Source organism: Thermodesulfovibrionales bacterium, from assembly GCA_035686305.1.
In the GTDB taxonomy this organism is placed as follows: Bacteria; Nitrospirota; Thermodesulfovibrionia; order Thermodesulfovibrionales; family UBA9159; genus DASRZP01.
Window position 1 is genome coordinate 11,604 of the sequence record DASRZP010000084.1, and the last position, 16,730, is coordinate 28,333.

16 protein-coding genes are annotated in these 16,730 nt (G+C 52.5%); 4 read left to right on the forward strand and 12 right to left on the reverse strand.

The window, feature by feature from the left end; translation table 11 throughout:
* Positions 1-294 precede the first annotated feature (294 nt).
* Entirely contained in the window at positions 295-1,479 is a 1,185-nt protein-coding gene (locus VFG09_09765) for a patatin-like phospholipase family protein (GenBank protein HET6515432.1), read from the forward strand.
* Between the two features lie 74 nt (positions 1,480-1,553).
* Here the strand turns inward: VFG09_09765 and VFG09_09770 are convergent, their stop codons facing one another.
* From VFG09_09770 to trmFO, 11 genes are all read right to left on the reverse strand, one after another.
* On the reverse strand, positions 1,554-2,009 hold the full coding sequence (locus VFG09_09770) for a thioredoxin family protein (GenBank protein ID HET6515433.1): 456 nt from the start codon (positions 2,007-2,009) through the stop codon (positions 1,554-1,556).
* A gap of 7 nt (positions 2,010-2,016) precedes the next feature.
* Positions 2,017-3,039, reverse strand: a complete 1,023-nt coding sequence (locus VFG09_09775; protein HET6515434.1) for a glycosyltransferase family 9 protein — start codon at positions 3,037-3,039, stop codon at positions 2,017-2,019.
* Positions 3,026-4,666 (reverse strand): lipopolysaccharide heptosyltransferase II, encoded by a 1,641-nt coding sequence (waaF, locus tag VFG09_09780; protein ID HET6515435.1) that lies wholly within the window; start codon positions 4,664-4,666, stop codon positions 3,026-3,028. The genes VFG09_09775 and waaF overlap by 14 nt, the downstream gene beginning before the upstream one ends.
* A gap of 53 nt (positions 4,667-4,719) precedes the next feature.
* Positions 4,720-6,006: a flagellar hook protein FlgE gene (gene flgE / locus VFG09_09785; protein HET6515436.1), complete on the reverse strand. Its 1,287-nt coding sequence runs from the start codon at positions 6,004-6,006 to the stop codon at positions 4,720-4,722.
* Between the two features lies 1 nt (position 6,007).
* The gene (locus tag VFG09_09790; GenBank protein HET6515437.1) at positions 6,008-6,664 is read right to left on the reverse strand and encodes a flagellar hook assembly protein FlgD; all 657 of its coding nucleotides are present in this window, start codon (positions 6,662-6,664) and stop codon (positions 6,008-6,010) included.
* Positions 6,665-6,681: 17 nt separating this feature from the next.
* Positions 6,682-8,034, reverse strand: coding sequence for a flagellar hook-length control protein FliK (locus VFG09_09795; protein HET6515438.1), 1,353 nt, complete (start codon positions 8,032-8,034; stop codon positions 6,682-6,684).
* Positions 8,035-8,307: 273 nt separating this feature from the next.
* A complete protein-coding gene (locus VFG09_09800; GenBank protein HET6515439.1) occupies positions 8,308-9,015 on the reverse strand; it encodes a septal ring lytic transglycosylase RlpA family protein in 708 nt (235 codons plus the stop codon).
* On the reverse strand, positions 8,987-10,324 hold the full coding sequence (gene hslU, locus VFG09_09805; protein ID HET6515440.1) for an ATP-dependent protease ATPase subunit HslU: 1,338 nt from the start codon (positions 10,322-10,324) through the stop codon (positions 8,987-8,989). The genes VFG09_09800 and hslU overlap by 29 nt, the downstream gene beginning before the upstream one ends.
* A gap of 19 nt (positions 10,325-10,343) precedes the next feature.
* Positions 10,344-10,871 carry an ATP-dependent protease subunit HslV gene (gene hslV, locus VFG09_09810; protein HET6515441.1) on the reverse strand — a complete coding sequence of 176 codons (528 nt, stop codon included), beginning with the start codon at positions 10,869-10,871 and terminating at the stop codon, positions 10,344-10,346.
* A gap of 61 nt (positions 10,872-10,932) precedes the next feature.
* Entirely contained in the window at positions 10,933-11,814 is an 882-nt protein-coding gene (xerC, locus tag VFG09_09815) for a tyrosine recombinase XerC (GenBank protein ID HET6515442.1), read from the reverse strand.
* Positions 11,811-13,115, reverse strand: coding sequence for a methylenetetrahydrofolate--tRNA-(uracil(54)-C(5))-methyltransferase (FADH(2)-oxidizing) TrmFO (trmFO, locus tag VFG09_09820; protein ID HET6515443.1), 1,305 nt, complete (start codon positions 13,113-13,115; stop codon positions 11,811-11,813). The genes xerC and trmFO overlap by 4 nt, the downstream gene beginning before the upstream one ends.
* Positions 13,116-13,437: 322 nt before the next feature.
* On the opposite strand from trmFO, the gene VFG09_09825 reads away from it, so the two are divergent.
* Genes VFG09_09825 through VFG09_09835 form a run of 3 tightly spaced genes read left to right on the forward strand, consistent with a single transcriptional unit; the run spans position 13,438 to position 15,483 of the window.
* A complete protein-coding gene (locus tag VFG09_09825) occupies positions 13,438-13,758 on the forward strand; it encodes a hypothetical protein (GenBank protein HET6515444.1) in 321 nt (106 codons plus the stop codon).
* Entirely contained in the window at positions 13,736-14,563 is an 828-nt protein-coding gene (locus tag VFG09_09830; GenBank protein ID HET6515445.1) for an HDOD domain-containing protein, read from the forward strand. The genes VFG09_09825 and VFG09_09830 overlap by 23 nt, the downstream gene beginning before the upstream one ends.
* A complete protein-coding gene (locus VFG09_09835; GenBank protein ID HET6515446.1) occupies positions 14,563-15,483 on the forward strand; it encodes a diguanylate cyclase in 921 nt (306 codons plus the stop codon). The genes VFG09_09830 and VFG09_09835 overlap by 1 nt, the downstream gene beginning before the upstream one ends.
* Positions 15,484-15,829: 346 nt before the next feature.
* On the opposite strand, the gene VFG09_09840 is transcribed toward VFG09_09835, so the two are convergent.
* Positions 15,830-16,729, reverse strand: coding sequence for a Clp1/GlmU family protein (locus VFG09_09840; GenBank protein ID HET6515447.1), 900 nt, complete (start codon positions 16,727-16,729; stop codon positions 15,830-15,832).
* Position 16,730 lies beyond the last annotated feature (1 nt).

A 16,730-nucleotide genomic window follows, 5' to 3' on the forward strand; every position in this document is an offset into this window, starting at 1 on the left:
AAGATCTTCTCGATGATCTTCTCTTCTCCGGAGGTCAGCACGTCCCGGCGCTCCATATTTTTATTCCCTCTCTTTACATATCGAAAGGCGCATGCAAAAACTTAAGCAGCATCAGTCTCGGCCCTTCAATCGATGAGACACATGAGTCGTGAATTCGCCCAACAACTTGTATCTTGAAGACCCGTTTGGTATTCTGACCTTGAATAGGAAGTCCCTTTTGATCATCTCATGGCGGCCCGATGCCCCATGGAGATCAACACATTGACACAACACATTGACGTGAGGAGGAGAGATATGAAGAAAGAAATGTACACGGCGATCGTCCTTCAGGGCGGCGGCGCCCTCGGCGCATACGAATGCGGCGTCATGAAGGAGCTCTATGAGTCCAGGGGCCCAAACTTTAAGCCTGACGTTATAACAGGGATATCCATAGGGGCTATCAATGCCGCGATCCTTGCCGGTTCCGAGAATCCGGCCGCGACTCTCGAACATGTCTGGCGTGAAGGCTTTTCGCTGCTCACACCCCTGCCTGCCTTTCTTGAAGCGACATACGAATCGCTCATACCACAGAAGGTGCAGCAATATCTCTCCGCTCTGGGCAACGAAAGCATGTACCGCTTGCGGCCTGAATACTATTGCAGCCCCGTCTTTGCCCCGTTCTTCACGAGCAGTATCTATGACACCTCCCCACTCCGTGCAACACTCGAGACCGTGGTGGACCTGAACAGATTGAACAGGGACTGCCAGGTAGTCGTGACGGCGGTGAATGTCGAGACCGGCAAGGCCGCGATATTTGGGAACAGACTCAGCATGAACGGCGGGGTCACCTTTGACAACGAAGACGGCCTCTCCATCGACCACGTCATAGCAAGCGGGAGCCTGCCGCCGGCATTCCCGATGACCGAGATCAAACAGAACTTTTACTGGGACGGAGGCCTCCATTCGAATACTCCCCTTTCAGAGGCAATCAATTGTCTCGAAAGGTGTAAGGCGGGTTCCCTTGACGTAAGGCGGGAACTTATCATTGTCGAGCTCGTCCCCATGGAGGGCGAGAAGCCGGGGAACATCGAGGAAGTCATGAGCCGCTTTTTTAATATCATCTTTGCCAGCAAGCTCAACCTCGACGCGAAATTGTTTTCGCAGTATTCGGATTTCGTGGATCTTGCCGGGCATCTTGACGTTCTTTTAAGGGCGATAGAGGCCGACGATGACCTCAGAAAGAAAGTGGACAAGGCCCTCTCCTCCAGCGGGAGTAGCATCACCGTTAATGCGATTCGCAACCATGCCGGATACAAGGAGCTCATGGATCACAGGAGGATTGATGCATTCACATACGTTCCCTTTACCGCCGGTCATGCACTGAGAAACGCTTCAGACTTCTCCAAGGGTTCCATAGAAGCACGGATCGAGGCAGGGCAACAAGAGGCCAGAAAACAGAAGATTGGCGAACATCATTTCCTCAAAAGAGCCAGTGCGTAACGTGACAAAAGAAAGGATGCCTTTGAGAAACCATGAGACAGCGGAATCCAGGTAAAAACTGCAGCGAGAGACCCTTACCTGTCCTTCATACTCGCCTTGACCATATCGAGGTACTGAATAAACATCTCAGGTTCGATGTTCTCGACAAAGCAGAGCCTCTTGCCGCGGGGGTCCTTGACAATATTTCCCTTTGAGTCCATGAAAAGGAGAAGGCAGTCCTTTTTGTAGTCGTATTGCTCGCCGAGCTTTTCCTCCTCCCGAGTAAGTGCCTTTGTGAGGTCGACCCGTATCGGTACAAAATCCTTCATGATCTTCTCCGCAATGGAGGGTTCATCATAAACAGCCTTCTGAAGCATCTCGCACCGGGGACATCCCTTGCCGAAAAAGAAGTCCACGATCATGGGCTTGTTCTCCTTTTTCGCCATCTCCCTGCCCTCCTCCAACGACAGCCACTGAATCCCGTTTGCTGCAAAGGTGAGAGATGCCAGAATCACAACAACGGCTGCTGCCAGGATGCTCGTCTTTTTCATGGTACGTCTACCTCCCCCTCAGAAATTCATCTATCCTTCTCAGGACCTCTTCTACCTGTATCATAGTCATACATTCAACGGTTTTGCAACTCATCCTGTAGCATGGCGAGCAAGGGAGATCGCTCTGAATGATGGTATGGTTGCTGCCGTAAGGGCCTGTCCTCAGAGGATTGGTGGATCCGAAGAGCGCGAAGACACGGACACCAAGGGCTGCCGCTATGTGCATGGGGCCTGTGTCGTTACAGACCATAAGGCGCGCGGACCGGATGACCACGACAAGGTCCCTCATGTCCGTTTTTCCCGTGATCGAGATAGCCTTCCCTCTTGATTCGCTCACGAGTTCGGCGGCAAGGTGGAGGTCGCTCTTGCCCCCGATGACAACCGTCTTGAACGGTAACTGGGATGCAAGTTCCCCGAATCTCTTGGCAGGCCACCGTTTTGTAGCGCCCCGCGCTCCTGGAGCCATCACCACGTAATCGCGGGAAGCCTGCTCCGATGACGGAAGGATTTCTTCCAGTGACTTAAGAGGCTTTGGGAAAGGAAATCTCACCCTCGAAATGTCACATCCAAGGTACGCCGCTATCTTGAGATACCGGTCGACGGCGTGAATGTCGCTGTACAATCCTCCTTCGACGGCATCGGTGTAGAAAATCGTGCTACCCTCCCTCGCGTCGCTAAAACCGAGACGCACAGGGGCATTCGAAGCTCTCGCGATAAAACCGCTCCTGAAAAGTCCCTGAAGATCGACGGCGGCATCAAACCTCTCCGCCCTCAATCCGTCAAAGAGGCTCCGTAATTCCCGAACGGAACTCTTCACCTTCGATATCTTCTTCCACGCATCTTTATCGAGTATCCAAAGTTTCTTGATAAAGGGATGACCTTCGAGGATGCCCTCAAAGCCTCTTGCCACGACCCAGTGTATCTCCGCGGCAGGAGAAGACCGTCTCACTGCAGCGAGGACGGGCAGACTGTGAACGATATCACCGAGGGAACTCGGCTTTATGATGAGGATCTTCTTAAATGCAATCATGGGACACGATAAGGTCCACTGCCTCTTTTAGATTGGCAGCGACGGAATCAGCAAAGCTTGATGTATCCTGTTGACCGGTCTTCACGAGTATACCCCTGGAGCCGACAGCCCTGGCAAGGAGCATGTCTGCGTCCTTGTCTCCGACAACATAGGATTCTCTGAGATTGATCTTATGCCTTGCACGGGCAGCAATAACCATTCCCGGCTCAGGCTTTCTGCACGGGCAATGGTCATCAGGATGGTGGGGGCAGTAAGAGAAATCGTCAAATCCGCAGGTCTCGACAAAGAGCCTGTTCACCTCTTCGACAAAAGACCTCTCCACGATCCCTCTTGCAATACCTGACTGATTGGACAGGCCGATCAGAAGAAAACCTTTCTCCTTCAGACGCCTGAGGTTTGCTATCTCAGGAAAGACCTTGAAGTCATCCCAGGAATTCAGATAGCCGGCGTCCCTGCAGAGTGTCCCGTCCCGGTCAAGGAAGACCGCCTTCTTATGCGGGAGTAATCTCCTGGTCTCGATATAGACATCATCAGAAGATATGGACCACATGCATTTCATATCCTCGCTCTTGCAGGTCCGTTCAAAGCAGGGGCTGCAATCGAAGTCGTTCCTGAGCACAGCGGACCGATGATCAGCATACCCTGTCAGTTCTGGTGCCGTCGAGCCGAATATCGTCACGAGAGGAGTCCCCACTCCATAGGCAATATGCATCGGCCCCGAATCATTCGTAACAAGGACATCGCACTCCGAGATCAAGGAAATGAGCTCCCTGAGGGTTGTCTTGCCGGCGAGAAAGAGTTTATGATCGATGATGCTCTTATCGATCTCCTCTGCAATGTCGGTCTCCTTCTTTCCCCCGAAGATCACGACGCTGCCGCCCGTATCCCTGATAAACCAGTTCGCCACTTCAGCAAAGCGCTCAGGGAACCACCTCTTTGCAGAGCCATACGAGGCCCCCGGGTTGATTCCGAGAACCGGTCTGCTCAGTGTGGCAAGTCTTTCCCTTGCCGAGAGCCTTTCGTCGAGTGTCAAAGGAATCCACGGCTCAGTGCGCTCAGCGTTCATCCCCATCGCCCTCAGGAGGTTGAGATAATAGTCGATATGATGCCCTTTCCTGTCTTCATGGTTGAAGGGGACCGGTTTCGTCAGGAGGAAGCCGCGTCCGTCCCTGTCGTATCCGATCCTCTCAGGAACTCCTCCGAGGAACGTAATGAACGCTGCATCAAAGGCGTTCTGAAAAAGAATCGCCCTCGAAAAACCCCTTTTCCTCAGCAGGCGGGCGAGCTTTATCTTTCCGATCAATCCCCCGAATCTCTCGTCGTACAAGAGAACCTCGTCAATATCACGGTCTGAATCAAAGAGAGGTGAAACGGAAGGTTTCACGAGGAGAGTCAGTCCTGCGTCTGGATAGGCCCTCTTGATCGCCTTCAGCGCAGGCATCGACATAACGGCATCGCCGACCCAGTTGACTCCCCGCACAAGGATTTTTTCTGACATACTGTACTGTAGCACAAAAAGGCGGGTCTTCGATTCTCTGGGGCAGGATTCACGGTCATTGACCTGTGCGCTTACGCTGAACGCAGCCTTTTCGTTCGTGAGGATGGCGGGGGTGCTTAACAGAATCATCAGGAGCACGGGCCCTCCGAAGGAGCGCCCGTGCTCCTGATTTGCTTCAAGGCCTATCTCTTCAGGTTTACGACCTCCTGCATAAGTTCATCGGTCGTCGTGATGATCCTCGAGTTTGCCTCGAATCCCCTCTGGGCCGAGATCATATTGACGAACTCCTGTGCGAGATCAACATTACTGAGTTCAAGGGAGTTCGATACGATCGACCCAAGCCCGGAAGTGCCGGCTGCCCCTACGAGCGGCTGCCCTGAATCATAGGTTTGGGCATAAAGGTTCTTTCCGAGTTTCGTCAAAGCGGTGGGCGCAACGAACTTCGCGAGGGCAACTTGGCCAATCGTCCTTGTCTGACCATTCGTAAAGACCCCGGTTATTCTCCCGTCTTGCGAGATCGACACATTCTTTAAAGATCCCGCCGAATAGCCATCCTGAGTGAGATTGATGACCGCAGAACTTGATGCGAACTGGGTCGTACTGTCCAGCCCGGTGCCTGCAGGGGTTTCACCCGTCCCTGTTCCATAATTGAAGGTTATCGCTTGAGGAGATGTGACAGAGCCTCCAAAATCGAAGTTTATGGCCGTGCCGCTGTTGTCGTCAGTGAGCGAACCGTCTTTTCCGAAGGTGAGGTCCTGGGTTCCTGCCTCGACGAGCTGGCCGGGATTCGCAGGATCGTCATGAACATAATGCACAGTCCAGGCGTTATCGGCCGTCTTCACGTAATAGAGCGTGACATCATGCGCTCCGCCCTGAGAATCGAAGACAGATATCGTATTTGAGAAATTGTAGTTCGCAGGAGTCGTCGGGGGTGTGCCCAGGGTGAATGCAGCGCCAGGCACTTGAGCGGTCGCATCGAGATTCACCGCTACTGTTGCTGAAGAAGTTGCGCTTGCAACCGACTGGGTCGTCGCCATCTTAAGATCACCTAACGTGCCGGTAATGTTACCGGTGGCATCAGCCTGAAAACCCTGGAGCACGAGACCGTCGGGATTGACGATATTCCCGTCCTTGTCAAGAGAGAACTGGCCCGCCCTTGTATAGTAATTTGCCCCATTCTCGTTCACGATAAAGAAACCGTCCCCGTCAATGGCCATGTCCAGGGCACTCGATGTCGTCTCAAAGGAACCCTGTGTGAATTGCGGGTTGACACTACTTACGAGCACACCGCGGCCCACCTGTGCCGACCCTGAAACGCCGGCGAGGGTCTGGCTTAGCACGTCACCAAAGGCCACGGTGCTCGCCTTAAAGCCCACCGTATTCTGATTCGCGATATTGTCCCCGATAACCGATAGCGACGTACCATTCGCATTCATTCCGCTTACTGCCGTGTAAAGTGTTGTTAACATATTAGGTTCCTCCGTTAATCTCTTTGATGTCGCTAAGTTGAACCTTTGTCTTCCCGTCGATGACAAGGTACGTTACGTTATTATCATAGGAAATGCCGGTGACCGTTCCATCTGAGGTGGCCGTGGCATTGAGCGCGTTCCCGCTGGCATCGACGGCATCCACCTTCACCGTATATTGCCCGTCGGGAAGCGTTTTCCCTGTGGAATCTTTCCCGTCCCACGTATAGCTCCCCTCTCTTGATTTCTGGGGGCCGGCGTCAATTTCCCTGACGAGATTTCCATTGGTATCGTAGAGTGAAAGCTTCACTTTTGCCGCGTCCTGGGGAAGAGTATATGCGATCTGAGCCGTACCTTTGAGAGCCACACCATTCCCTGAAATCTTCACCTTCTTTCCGATCAGTCCTGCAGTAAGGGTATTCTGGAGTGAATTCTGATACGTGAGCATATCCTTCATCTGGCTGCTGAGGTTCGTCAGCTGCTCGAGGCTGCCGAACTGTGCGAGCTGGGCTGTGAAGTCGGTGCTGTTCATAGGACTCATGGGGTCTTGATATTGCAGCTGCGTCACAAAGAGCTTCAAAAAATCGTCCTTGCCGAGTGTCTTTGCAGCGCCGCTTACCTGAGCTGCGGGCTGACTGTTGCTTACTGCTGAAACATCCATAGTTCCTCCTTTCCTCTTCAGATATATAGGTTAATAAGTCCCTTGCCGGCATTCATACCCGTCCCATACGTCACGGCCGATACCTCTTGGGAATCCCCTACCCTTCGGTCAGTACTTTCCTGTGATGCCCTGCCCTTTAATGCGCCGCTCCCCGCCTCCTGCCCGTCTCTCAGGGAGACCGAAAAACCTCCGACGGCGATGCCTTCGTTCAGAAGAGAATGAATAATCTGCTCGACGTTCTTCTCGATGAGGCCTCTTACGGCGCTGTCGGACACATTGATCTGAGCATTTACTATTCCCCTGTCAAGGCTGAGATTGATGTTGAGCTTTCCAAGGCCCTCAGGTTCAAGGGTGACGGCAAGGGTATTGCTGTCCTTCATCACATAGACCCGGTTATCGCCGAGATCAGAGGCCGTTGACTTTGCCGCTCCCGGCGCCGGAATCTCAGGGCGGCTCGCGGGCTGACTCACAGCCTCGTTGTGCGATGCGGGAGCAAAAGGAGTGGTTCCCGAAGCATAATCACCCTGATCATGGAGGGCACTGGTGTTGGCCTTTTCGTAAGGGGCGCCCTCTATCGTGTCGGTCCCCTTTGAATTCTGAGGAGTCAAGATTTCAATCCCGCTGGTCTCTTCTTTCCCTCCTTCCCTGTCCTGAGGTTGCAGATGAGCACTCTTGGCAATCTGTGCGGTTTCAATCTTTCCATTCCCGACATCATCGTGCACGATCGCTTCATTCTTTCCATCTTTCGCCGGGGCGTCGGAATTCGCCACGGTCTTTTTCAGGTACAACGGAAAAACCTTATCGTCGCTGTTCTCTGTCGTTGACTGGAGAGGCGAGACTCCTTTGTTGGATTGCGCTTCTCCTGCGGCTGACGCCATTGCCTTTTGCATCTGGACGTCGGCCTTTTCAGTCGACTCACCTCCCTTTCCCGTGGTAAGAATGAAACCGGAGGAAGCCTTATCAATAATTGCCCCATCATCTTTGGCATCAGACACCGACAAAGGAGTGGTCTCTGTCTCGGTCCCGGCAGTATTACCGATAATGCTCTTCAGTATCGCCAGAAGAGCAGGATTCACGTGAGACATCCCCCCTCCTCCGTCCTTGTCGGTCCCCGGGGTTTTTGGGCCCTGTGGCGGGGCATCATCGACTGAAGGATTACCTCCCTGTCCTTCTCCCCCGGTCGTCTTCCCCGCCTCCAGCAATTTTACTAAGGACTTAAGGACATTACCGAAACCCGAATCTGCCTCTCCGCGTCCGGCGAGACCTGATACGCTGTTACCGACGCTTCCTTCACTATCCTGTAACGGCGGGCTCTGAAGTCCTTTCTGTCCCTGTGCAGCCGGTGCTTCTGAAGGTATAGCAGCAAACATACGGCACGAGAAAAGCAACTCTTATGCCACGAAGAAGGGACAGATATGTCAGCGTGAAAGGAACGGAAAATTCACGGAAGAAGAGAAAAGGGACGGTCCATTGCCCTCCTGTGGAGAACGTGAAAATGAAAAACTTTCTCGATGGAGGAAAAATTTTCCGGTCAGTCCTCGCCACAGAGGCTCACTCTCTGCGAAGAAGCGGATGTCGGTCCTCGGTGAGAAAACGGATGAATTGATGTAAACTGCGGTGACGAGAGAGTAAGGGTTATCGCATCAGATGCGATCATCGTAATGCATGATGATAGGGCTGTAGCCCTCTTCGGCAAGGGTCTTTGCGAAGCGAAAGGCATTCCCCCTTCCGGAAAACTTTCCGATCCGGACCCGGTAAAATGTGGAATTGTCAATCACGGTCTCGGCGATGAAGACACCCTTGTACTTCAGGTCGAGTCCGTCTTTCAGGTGTTGCGCATTGTCGAGCTCCCTGAATGAGCCGACCTGTATGGTGAAAGGAGAGGATGTTCCTCCCCCTGCTGGCAGGTACCGAACCTCTTTGACATACGCCGAATCGCGACCGAGTTCCTCGATCCTCACAATGGCTGTTCCAGGTCCGATAAGATCAATCTCCTTTGCGGCTGCATAGGAGAGATCAATATCCCTGCCGGAAATAAAGGGCCCCCTGTCGTTAACCGTACATTGAACGGATTTCCCCCCCGCAATGTTTGTGACCTTTACCATAGTCCCGAAGGGATATTCCCTGTGGGCACAGGTCAAGGCATTCATGTCGTATCTCTCTCCCGACGCAGTCTGCCTGCCCTGGAACTCATGGCCATACCAGGAAGCGACAAGAGTTCCCGGTTCGCGCTGGGTTCCGTAATGGGCAGAGCTGCAGGACCCAAGAAGACAGATCATCGAAAGCAAAAGAAGTTTTGCCGTGGTTGGATGAAGAGTGTCCCTAGAGGATATATCTGCTGAGGTCCTCATCCTTCACAATTTCTGCGAGTTTCTCCCTGACATAGGCCTTGTTGATGATCAGTTTCCCGTTCTTTCGTTCAGGCGCCTCGAAGGAGATGTCTTCAAGAAGCTTTTCCAGAACGGTATGAAGCCTGCGTGCGCCGATATTTTCCGTCTTTTCATTCACCATCGCGGCAATATCCGCAATCTCGTCTATGGAATCTTCGGTAAATTCTATGTCCATATCCTCTGTTGCGATAAGGGCCTTATACTGCTTTGTGAGGGCATTATAGGGCTCTTTGAGAATGCGCACGAACTCCTCCTTCCCGAGGGGATCGAGCTCAACCCTGATCGGAAACCTTCCCTGGAGTTCGGGGATGAGGTCCGAAGGCTTTGTCATATGAAATGCCCCGGCCGCGATAAAGAGGATATGGTCTGTTCGGACAGGACCGTGCTTTGTCGAGACCGTGGAGCCTTCGACGATGGGCAGGAGGTCTCTCTGAACCCCTTCCCGTGATACATCAGGGCCGTAGGAACTCCCCCTGCTTGCTACCTTGTCTATCTCGTCAATGAAGACGATGCCCGTCTGTTCTACCTTCTCAACGGCCTCCTTCTTGACTTTGTCCATATCGATGAGTTTGTTCGCCTCTTCCTGTATAAGGATTGTCAGCGCTTCAGGGACCTTTACCTTTTTTCTCTTCGCCTTCTCGGGAAGAAAATTACCGAGCATCTCCTTCAGATTGATCTCAAGATCCTCGAGTCCCACATTCGACACGACCCCGAAGGGCATGCTCTTCTCTTTGACCTCGATGTCGACATACCTCGAATCGAGTTTGCCTTCGAGGAGTTGCTGCCGCAACCTCTCGCGCGTCTGCTGGTAGTTCTCCTTCTCCTCATCGGTATTTATACCCCTCACAGAGCGGGGTGTAGGAAGGAGATAATCGAGGAGCCGGTCCTCGGCCAATGTCTTTGCCTTTTCCTGCACCTTTTCGACATGCTCCGTCCTGACCATATTAACGGCGATCTCCGCGAGGTCCCGTATCATCGATTCCACGTCACGGCCGACATAGCCGACTTCCGTGAACTTTGATGCCTCCACCTTCAAGAAGGGAGCATTGGCAAGTTTCGCAAGCCTCCTTGCGATCTCGGTCTTCCCAACACCCGTCGGCCCTATCATGATGATGTTCTTCGGCAAGACCTCATCCCGTATGTCAGGAGCGAGTTTCTGCCTTCGCCATCTGTTCCTCAAGGCAATAGCAACGGCCTTTTTAGCCTTGTGCTGTCCGATAATATACCGGTCGAGTTCTTCGACTATTCTTTTCGGCGTCAAGTGATCCATATAGGTGATGCCTCCTGGCCTACAATTCTTCAATCGTTATATTCTTATTGGTATAAATACATATGGAGCCCGCTATCTCCATGGCCTTTTCGACAATCTCCCTTGCCGCCAGTTCCGTGTTCTCATAGAGTGCCGTTGCCGCGGCCTGGGCGAAAGGGCCTCCTGACCCGATGGCCGCAACGCCGCCTTCAGGCTCGATAACGTCTCCATTGCCCGAGATGATAAAGGAGTGCTCACTGTCGGAGATGATGAGGAGCGCCTCAAGCCTTCTCAACACCTTGTCCGTTCTCCAGTCCTTGGCCAACTCGACTGCGGCCCTTGTTATATTGCCCCTGTAGGATTCAAGTTTGCCCTCGAATTTTTCGAAGAGCGTAAAGGCATCGGCAGTTGCACCGGAAAAACCGGCAATAACCTTGTCATTATACATGCGCCGTATCTTCTTTGCGTTCTGCTTGAGTACGGTATTACCCAGGGTTACCTGGCCATCACCGCCGATAGCAACCCTTCCGTTTCTTCTCACACAGAGTATCGTCGTTCCCCGAAACATCAGTCAAATCCTCCGTTCCTTCATGCCGCTCAAAACCTTCTCCCTTTTCAGGCCGTCACATTCACCCTTCGTGCTCTTTCGATAGAGGATGGGCCTTATCGTAAATATCCATCAGATGCGTTATGTCCAGATGGGTGTATTTCTGGGTCGTCGACAGGGATGAATGACCCAGAAGCTCCTGAATAACCCTTAAATCGGCACCTCCCTGGAGAAGATGGGTTGCAAAGGTATGTCTGAGGGTATGGGGCCCTATCTTCCCGTCAAGCAATGCGGAGCGAGCATATTTTACTACTATACGCCTTACTCCCCTGTCTGTCAATCGTGTTCCCCGGCGGTTCAGAAAAAAGGCCCGCTCTCTTTTCCTTAATAGGACCTTCTCTATCATGTACGCCCTCAACGCGTCCAGGGCCTTCTTGCCAACGGGAGCGATCCTCTCTTTCTTGCCCTTGCCCCGTATCTTCACAAGACCTTCCCTGATGTTCACATCATCCTGGTTCAGACCGGAGAGTTCGCTCACCCTGAGACCGCTGGAATAGAGCAGCTCAAGGACCGCCCTGTCCCTCGCGGGCAGAAAACCGATACCTTCAGGCTTCTCGACAAGGGAAAAGGCATCGTCAACACTGAGGAACTTGGGAAGCAGTTTCGCCTTCTTCGGGGTACTGACCAGCTTGGCGGGGTTGGTCTTCACATGCCCCTCCCTGTGGAGAAATCTGAAAAAGGACCGTATCGTCGCGAGCCTCCTCCCTGCCGTACTCTTTTCAAGGCCCCTGTTCATCTGGCTCGCAAGAAATCCCCTGATCTCGATAGACTCCATGGATTGCGGCTCGGACTTAACATACGCGAAAAAGGCCTCAAGATCTTTTTTGTATGATCGTATGGTATGCGGGGAGGCCCCTCTCTCCGTCTCCATGTACCTCAGAAACTGGTCTATGAATTCCTTCATTCCATGGCCCTCTTCACAAAGATGTCCCAGTCCTCCAGGGCCCTCTCTACAAGCAGTCTCCTTCTCACTTTCTTGTCTCCTCTGTCAGATTCCGCTTGAGGGAAGAGGCCGAAATTGATATTACTGGGCTGAAAGTCCCTGGTTTCCGAAGTTATATGACGGACCAACGAACCATGGGCAGTAGTCGGAGGCACGTCGAGAGGATATCTCCCGTCCATCCTCCGTGCAGCGTTTATCCCTGCGAGAAGCCCCGCAGCCGTTGATTCTATGTACCCTTCAACACCAGTGATCTGACCGGCAAGATAGACGTTCTGTCCCAGCCTCAGCGACAGATCCCTGTCCACAAAGAACGGTGAGTTGATGAAGGTGTTCCTGTGGATGCTTCCGAATCTGAGAAATTCTGCGTGTTCGAGACCTGGTATCAGTCTGAAGACGCGCTTCTGTTCAGGCACGATGAGACGGGTTTGAAAGCCGACCATGTTGTATGCAGTCTTCTCGTTGTTCTCCTGTCTCAACTGAACAACGGCAAAAGGGTCGCGGCCGGTTCGAGGATCTTTGAGACCGACGGGTTTCATCGGGCCGAATCTCATGGTGTCTCTTCCCCGCAGCGCCATCACCTCAACGGGCATGCAGCTTTCAAACACCTTTTCGTCCTCAAAGGCCCTCCGGTTGACTCTGTCGGCTTCGAGAAGGGCATCATAAAATACCTCATACTCCTCCCTTGTCATTGGGCAGTTGATATAGTCATCGCCTCCCTTGCCGTAGCGGGAGGCAAAAAAGACCTTTTCGTAATCGATGCTCTCCGCGTCGAGAATCGGCGCAATGGCGTCATAGAAGGAGAGGTATTCTGAACCCATAAGTCTCCTCAGGGCGTCAGCCATCGCCTCTGACGTCAGAGGACCCGTTGCGACAATCGAAAAAGTATCAGGTATCTCCCTGACCTCTTCTCTCACGACCCGGATATTTTCGTTGTCAGAAATGGCCTCTGTGATGAACCCGGCGAAGGCAGCTCTGTCGACGGCAAAGGCGCTCCCCGCAGGGACCCGGGCTGCCTCAGCAGCTGCCATGATCAGGGAGTCGGCCATCTGAAGCTCTCTCTTCAGTAAGCCGGTAGCACTCATAGGATCGGCTGAACGAAGAGAATTGGAACAGACCAGTTCCCCCAATAACCCGGTTTTATGGGCCTCGGTGAACTTCGTGGGCCTCATTTCATAGAGGACGACCTTAACGTTGCTCTTTGCAGCCTGCCACGCGGCCTCACACCCGGCGAGTCCGCCGCCAATGACAATCAATTCTTTCATGGTTCTATTGTAAAGAGACCACAAAGTTGTTTCAAGGTACCCGCGAAGTCCTTATGATTCGCCCTCAACCAAAGAGAGGTGCTTCGAAAGGCATGGGAGCAGCGGATGAACGGTTTTTAGCGGCACAGGAACCTTCACCAGGAGGGTGACGCGTGCCGGTACCTCGGGGACAGGCGGGATGCCTGGCGGGAATGAGTGAATCCGTTGTTCTCATGCCGACGAAGTCCCGCTGGATAGGTGGGAGCGGATTCTCCTATTGTAATATCCTACGGCGAATCTCTATAATTCAGAGAGTTCGTCTTATCACAAGGAGCGGTCTCAATTGAGAAAGATCAGTGCGGAATCCGCACAACCGGGGATGAAACTCGCCAAGTCGGTCCAGAACGAGACGGGCATGACCATGTTCGGGGAAGGCACGGTCCTCACGGAACAATTCATCTCAAGGCTTCAATCAATGAACATCCCTTCCCTTTATGTTGAGGGCACGGCAGCGCCGAGCAGGTCCATGGAAGAGGAACTCCTCTTCCTCGATGAGCGGTTCAAGAAGATAGGAGAAGAGCCTCATATGGCAATAATAAAGAAAATCATGAAGGAACATATAGAGTCCCTCTATCCAGAGCATGAACGCCCAACAGCTTCGTGATCAGATAGAACAGGTCGACAGCCTTCCGACGATCCCGCCGGTAGTCAGAAAATTGCTATCGACCATTGATTCGCCCACACTCTCCCTCACCGAACTCGGCAATGTCATATCGAAGGACCAGGCCCTCACTGCAAGACTCCTCAAGATGGTGAATTCACCGATCTACGGTTTTCCCGGCAGGATTTCGTCAGTCTCCCAGGCCCTGATACTCCTTGGACTGAATGTGGTAAAAGGTATGCTCCTCGGCATATCGGTCTTCGAGATCATGGAAAAGACGATGATGGGACTCTGGGAGCACTCTCTTTCGACCGCTGTTCTTGCCCGTTCGATAGCTATGAGGAAGGGACTCAATGAGCCCGAGGAAGTCATGGTATCTGCGCTTCTCCACGACATCGGCAAGGTCGCCATGAAGACGAAGTTTTCTGAAGACTACGAGGCTGCGCTTTCGATATCCGAGAAAGAAGAGATACTCATCAGGGACGCCGAAGAAAAGGTCTTCCCCTTAAGCCATGCTGAAGCGGGTGGTTGGCTTTCGAAGAAATGGAATTTCCCCGTGACGCTCATCGAACCGATAGCCTATCACCATAAACCTTCTCTTGCAAAAAATGCCCCGCTCCAGACCGCTATTGTCCACCTTGCCGATGTCCTCGTAAGGGCGAGGGGCATCGGCTTTGCGGGAGACAGACTGGTTCCGGCAGTCAACCCAAGGACATGGGAGGAGCTTGCTTTGACGGAGTCCGATATGAGAGAGGCGCTCATGACGATGGAAGACAGTGTTCAGGAGGCTGAAGATCTGGTCATCTGATGAAGACAATCGCCCTCATTAGCAACGATGGAGGTCTAAACAAGAGGATCACAGAAACCATCGGCACCCGTTACGACGTCGTGCTTATGGATAATATCAACCGTCTCTTTGAGTTCTGTTTCACCGTCCCCCCTGATCTCATTCTCCTTAGTTACGACGTCCTGAACATGAAGGTGGCGGAAGTGATCCTAACCTTGAAATCGGACCCGCTCTTCGGTCATCTGCCGATCCTCATCGCCACAGATGACGTGGAGAAGCTCAAGACCCTTCAACTCAGGTCTATTATCGATGATTATATTCTCACACCCTTCGGAATAGAAGACGTCGCATTCAGGATCGACCTCGGCATGTCCCGTGTCCAGAAGATCCTCGAAACCAACCCCCTCACACGTCTCCCCGGAAATATTACGATCATCAAGGAGATCCAGCGGAGACTCGACACAGGAGCCATATTCGCCCTCTCCTATACGGACATTGATTACTTTAAGCCCTTCAATGACAGATACGGATTTTCGAGGGGAGATGAGGTCTTGCGCATGACCGCCCGGCTCATCACGAACGTCATGAAGATGAAGGCCCCTTCCGAAAGCTTCGTCGGTCACATCGGGGGCGACGATTTCGTCTTCATCGTCCCCTTCGAAAACCTCGACGCCGTCTGCACCGATCTTATCTCAAATTTCGATGAGATCATCCAGAGTTTCTACGATGCCGAAGACCGCGAAAAAGGTCTCATAGAGTCTCATGACAGGGACGGAGTCAAGAGGACCTTCCCCTTCATCTCCCTTTCCATCGGTGTTGCCCATAACAAATATAAGAACTTCTCCCATTACGGCCAGGTGAGCGAGATCGCTACTGAGATGAAGAAATATGCGAAGAGATTTCCTGGCAGCTGTTACAGGATGGACTCGAGAAGAAGGTGAGAGCAGCTTCTCACGAAGGTCGTAATAATTCTTTTCACACAGGTTTATCGTCGACAAGAAAACGAGGGACAGGAGAGAGAAGATCCTAGAATCTCCCCTCCCCTCTCTTTGGAAAAGAGGGGTAATGCCTCCCTTTGGCAAAGGGAGGTTAGGAGGGATTTTCTGATGTGCATACTATTTCGAGACTGTTACCAATTAAAACCAGACAGTCAAAAGTTCAGCACAAGGGCTTAGACGCCTGTCATTGCGGCTTGTCCGCAATCCTTCTGAAAGATTCCAGGCAAGCTGGAATGACAGTTACGAGTAAAGGTATCCATGAGACATTACAGTAGATGATCTGCTATCTTCAGCCTGATATTCTTCTTTCTCTCAGCTCCCTCTTATCCCGATCTACTTCTGTTCTGCCTACAACAATGGCCGAAGCCTTCGCTACGTCTTCGAGCGGGGTATTTATTAAAAGGACATCGTCGCGGAGTATGACTTCCTCAACGATACCGAGGGCCATGTCCCTGTTCATTTCATCCCTGAATGAGACGATTCTGTTTCTAATCCCGGAGAATTGCGGTTTGTCCCCGGTAAACCGAATGCCGACATTCCTGAGCGAAACTTCTCTGATCTCGGCAGGATTAAAATACTCCGTGATCTTCTCAAACCGGTGGAGATTCCGCTTTGAAGGGCTCCTTGATTCGGTCTGTGGAGGAACAGAAAGCCTAAGGACTTTTGGGCGTTTGTGAAAACGGAAGGCATCGAGGATACCGGCTAGTTCCCCCGAATGTTCAAGGCCGATAATGATGTCCGGAAAGATGACATCGATCTTGAACTGTTTGAGCACGCGTCCGGCCGGTTCTGCAATGAGCCCCGAGGTGTCGATAAGCACCTTCTCACAGGAAGAGACCGCGCGCTCTGTTACCATCCTCGCTCCGACGATTGAGGAGAGGAGACTTCCCATGGGCGTTATCGTACCGGTGAAATAGAAATCCTCTACGGCGATATCCGACCATTCCCGGAATCCCCCCTCAACCCTGCCCCAGGCGATGGTGGTCGGAGGGCCTATATGAGACTGCCCCACATCCAGATCAACGATAGCGGCAGCCCCCTGTCTTGAGAGAAGATCACAGAGGCACGCGATAAGGGTCGTCTTACCGGTATCGGAACCTCCGATAACCATGATGATTCTGTTCCGCGTGTCAATAAGGTCAATTGTGATTCCGGCATCGTCTATGAAGTCTTCTAAACGTCCTGCCATC

Bases quoted from the DNA above. Each gene is read 5' to 3' on its own strand.
- trmFO (HET6515443.1), bottom strand. From the start codon at position 13,115: ATGAAAGAATTGATTGTCATTGGCGGCGGACTCGCCGGGTGTGAGGCC.
- hslU (HET6515440.1), bottom strand. From the start codon at position 10,324: ATGGATCACTTGACGCCGAAAAGAATAGTCGAAGAACTCGACCGGTAT.
- VFG09_09830 (HET6515445.1), top strand. From the start codon at position 13,736: ATGAACGCCCAACAGCTTCGTGATCAGATAGAACAGGTCGACAGCCTT.
- waaF (HET6515435.1), bottom strand. From the start codon at position 4,666: ATGATTCTGTTAAGCACCCCCGCCATCCTCACGAACGAAAAGGCTGCG.
- VFG09_09835 (HET6515446.1), top strand. From the start codon at position 14,563: ATGAAGACAATCGCCCTCATTAGCAACGATGGAGGTCTAAACAAGAGG.
- xerC (HET6515442.1), bottom strand. From the start codon at position 11,814: ATGAAGGAATTCATAGACCAGTTTCTGAGGTACATGGAGACGGAGAGA.
- VFG09_09765 (HET6515432.1), top strand. From the start codon at position 295: ATGAAGAAAGAAATGTACACGGCGATCGTCCTTCAGGGCGGCGGCGCC.
- VFG09_09795 (HET6515438.1), bottom strand. From the start codon at position 8,034: ATGTTTGCTGCTATACCTTCAGAAGCACCGGCTGCACAGGGACAGAAA.
- flgE (HET6515436.1), bottom strand. From the start codon at position 6,006: ATGTTAACAACACTTTACACGGCAGTAAGCGGAATGAATGCGAATGGT.
- VFG09_09770 (HET6515433.1), bottom strand. From the start codon at position 2,009: ATGAAAAAGACGAGCATCCTGGCAGCAGCCGTTGTTGTGATTCTGGCA.
- hslV (HET6515441.1), bottom strand. From the start codon at position 10,871: ATGTTTCGGGGAACGACGATACTCTGTGTGAGAAGAAACGGAAGGGTT.
- VFG09_09840 (HET6515447.1), bottom strand. From the start codon at position 16,729: ATGGCAGGACGTTTAGAAGACTTCATAGACGATGCCGGAATCACAATT.
- VFG09_09775 (HET6515434.1), bottom strand. From the start codon at position 3,039: ATGATTGCATTTAAGAAGATCCTCATCATAAAGCCGAGTTCCCTCGGT.
- VFG09_09800 (HET6515439.1), bottom strand. From the start codon at position 9,015: ATGAGGACCTCAGCAGATATATCCTCTAGGGACACTCTTCATCCAACC.
- VFG09_09790 (HET6515437.1), bottom strand. From the start codon at position 6,664: ATGGATGTTTCAGCAGTAAGCAACAGTCAGCCCGCAGCTCAGGTAAGC.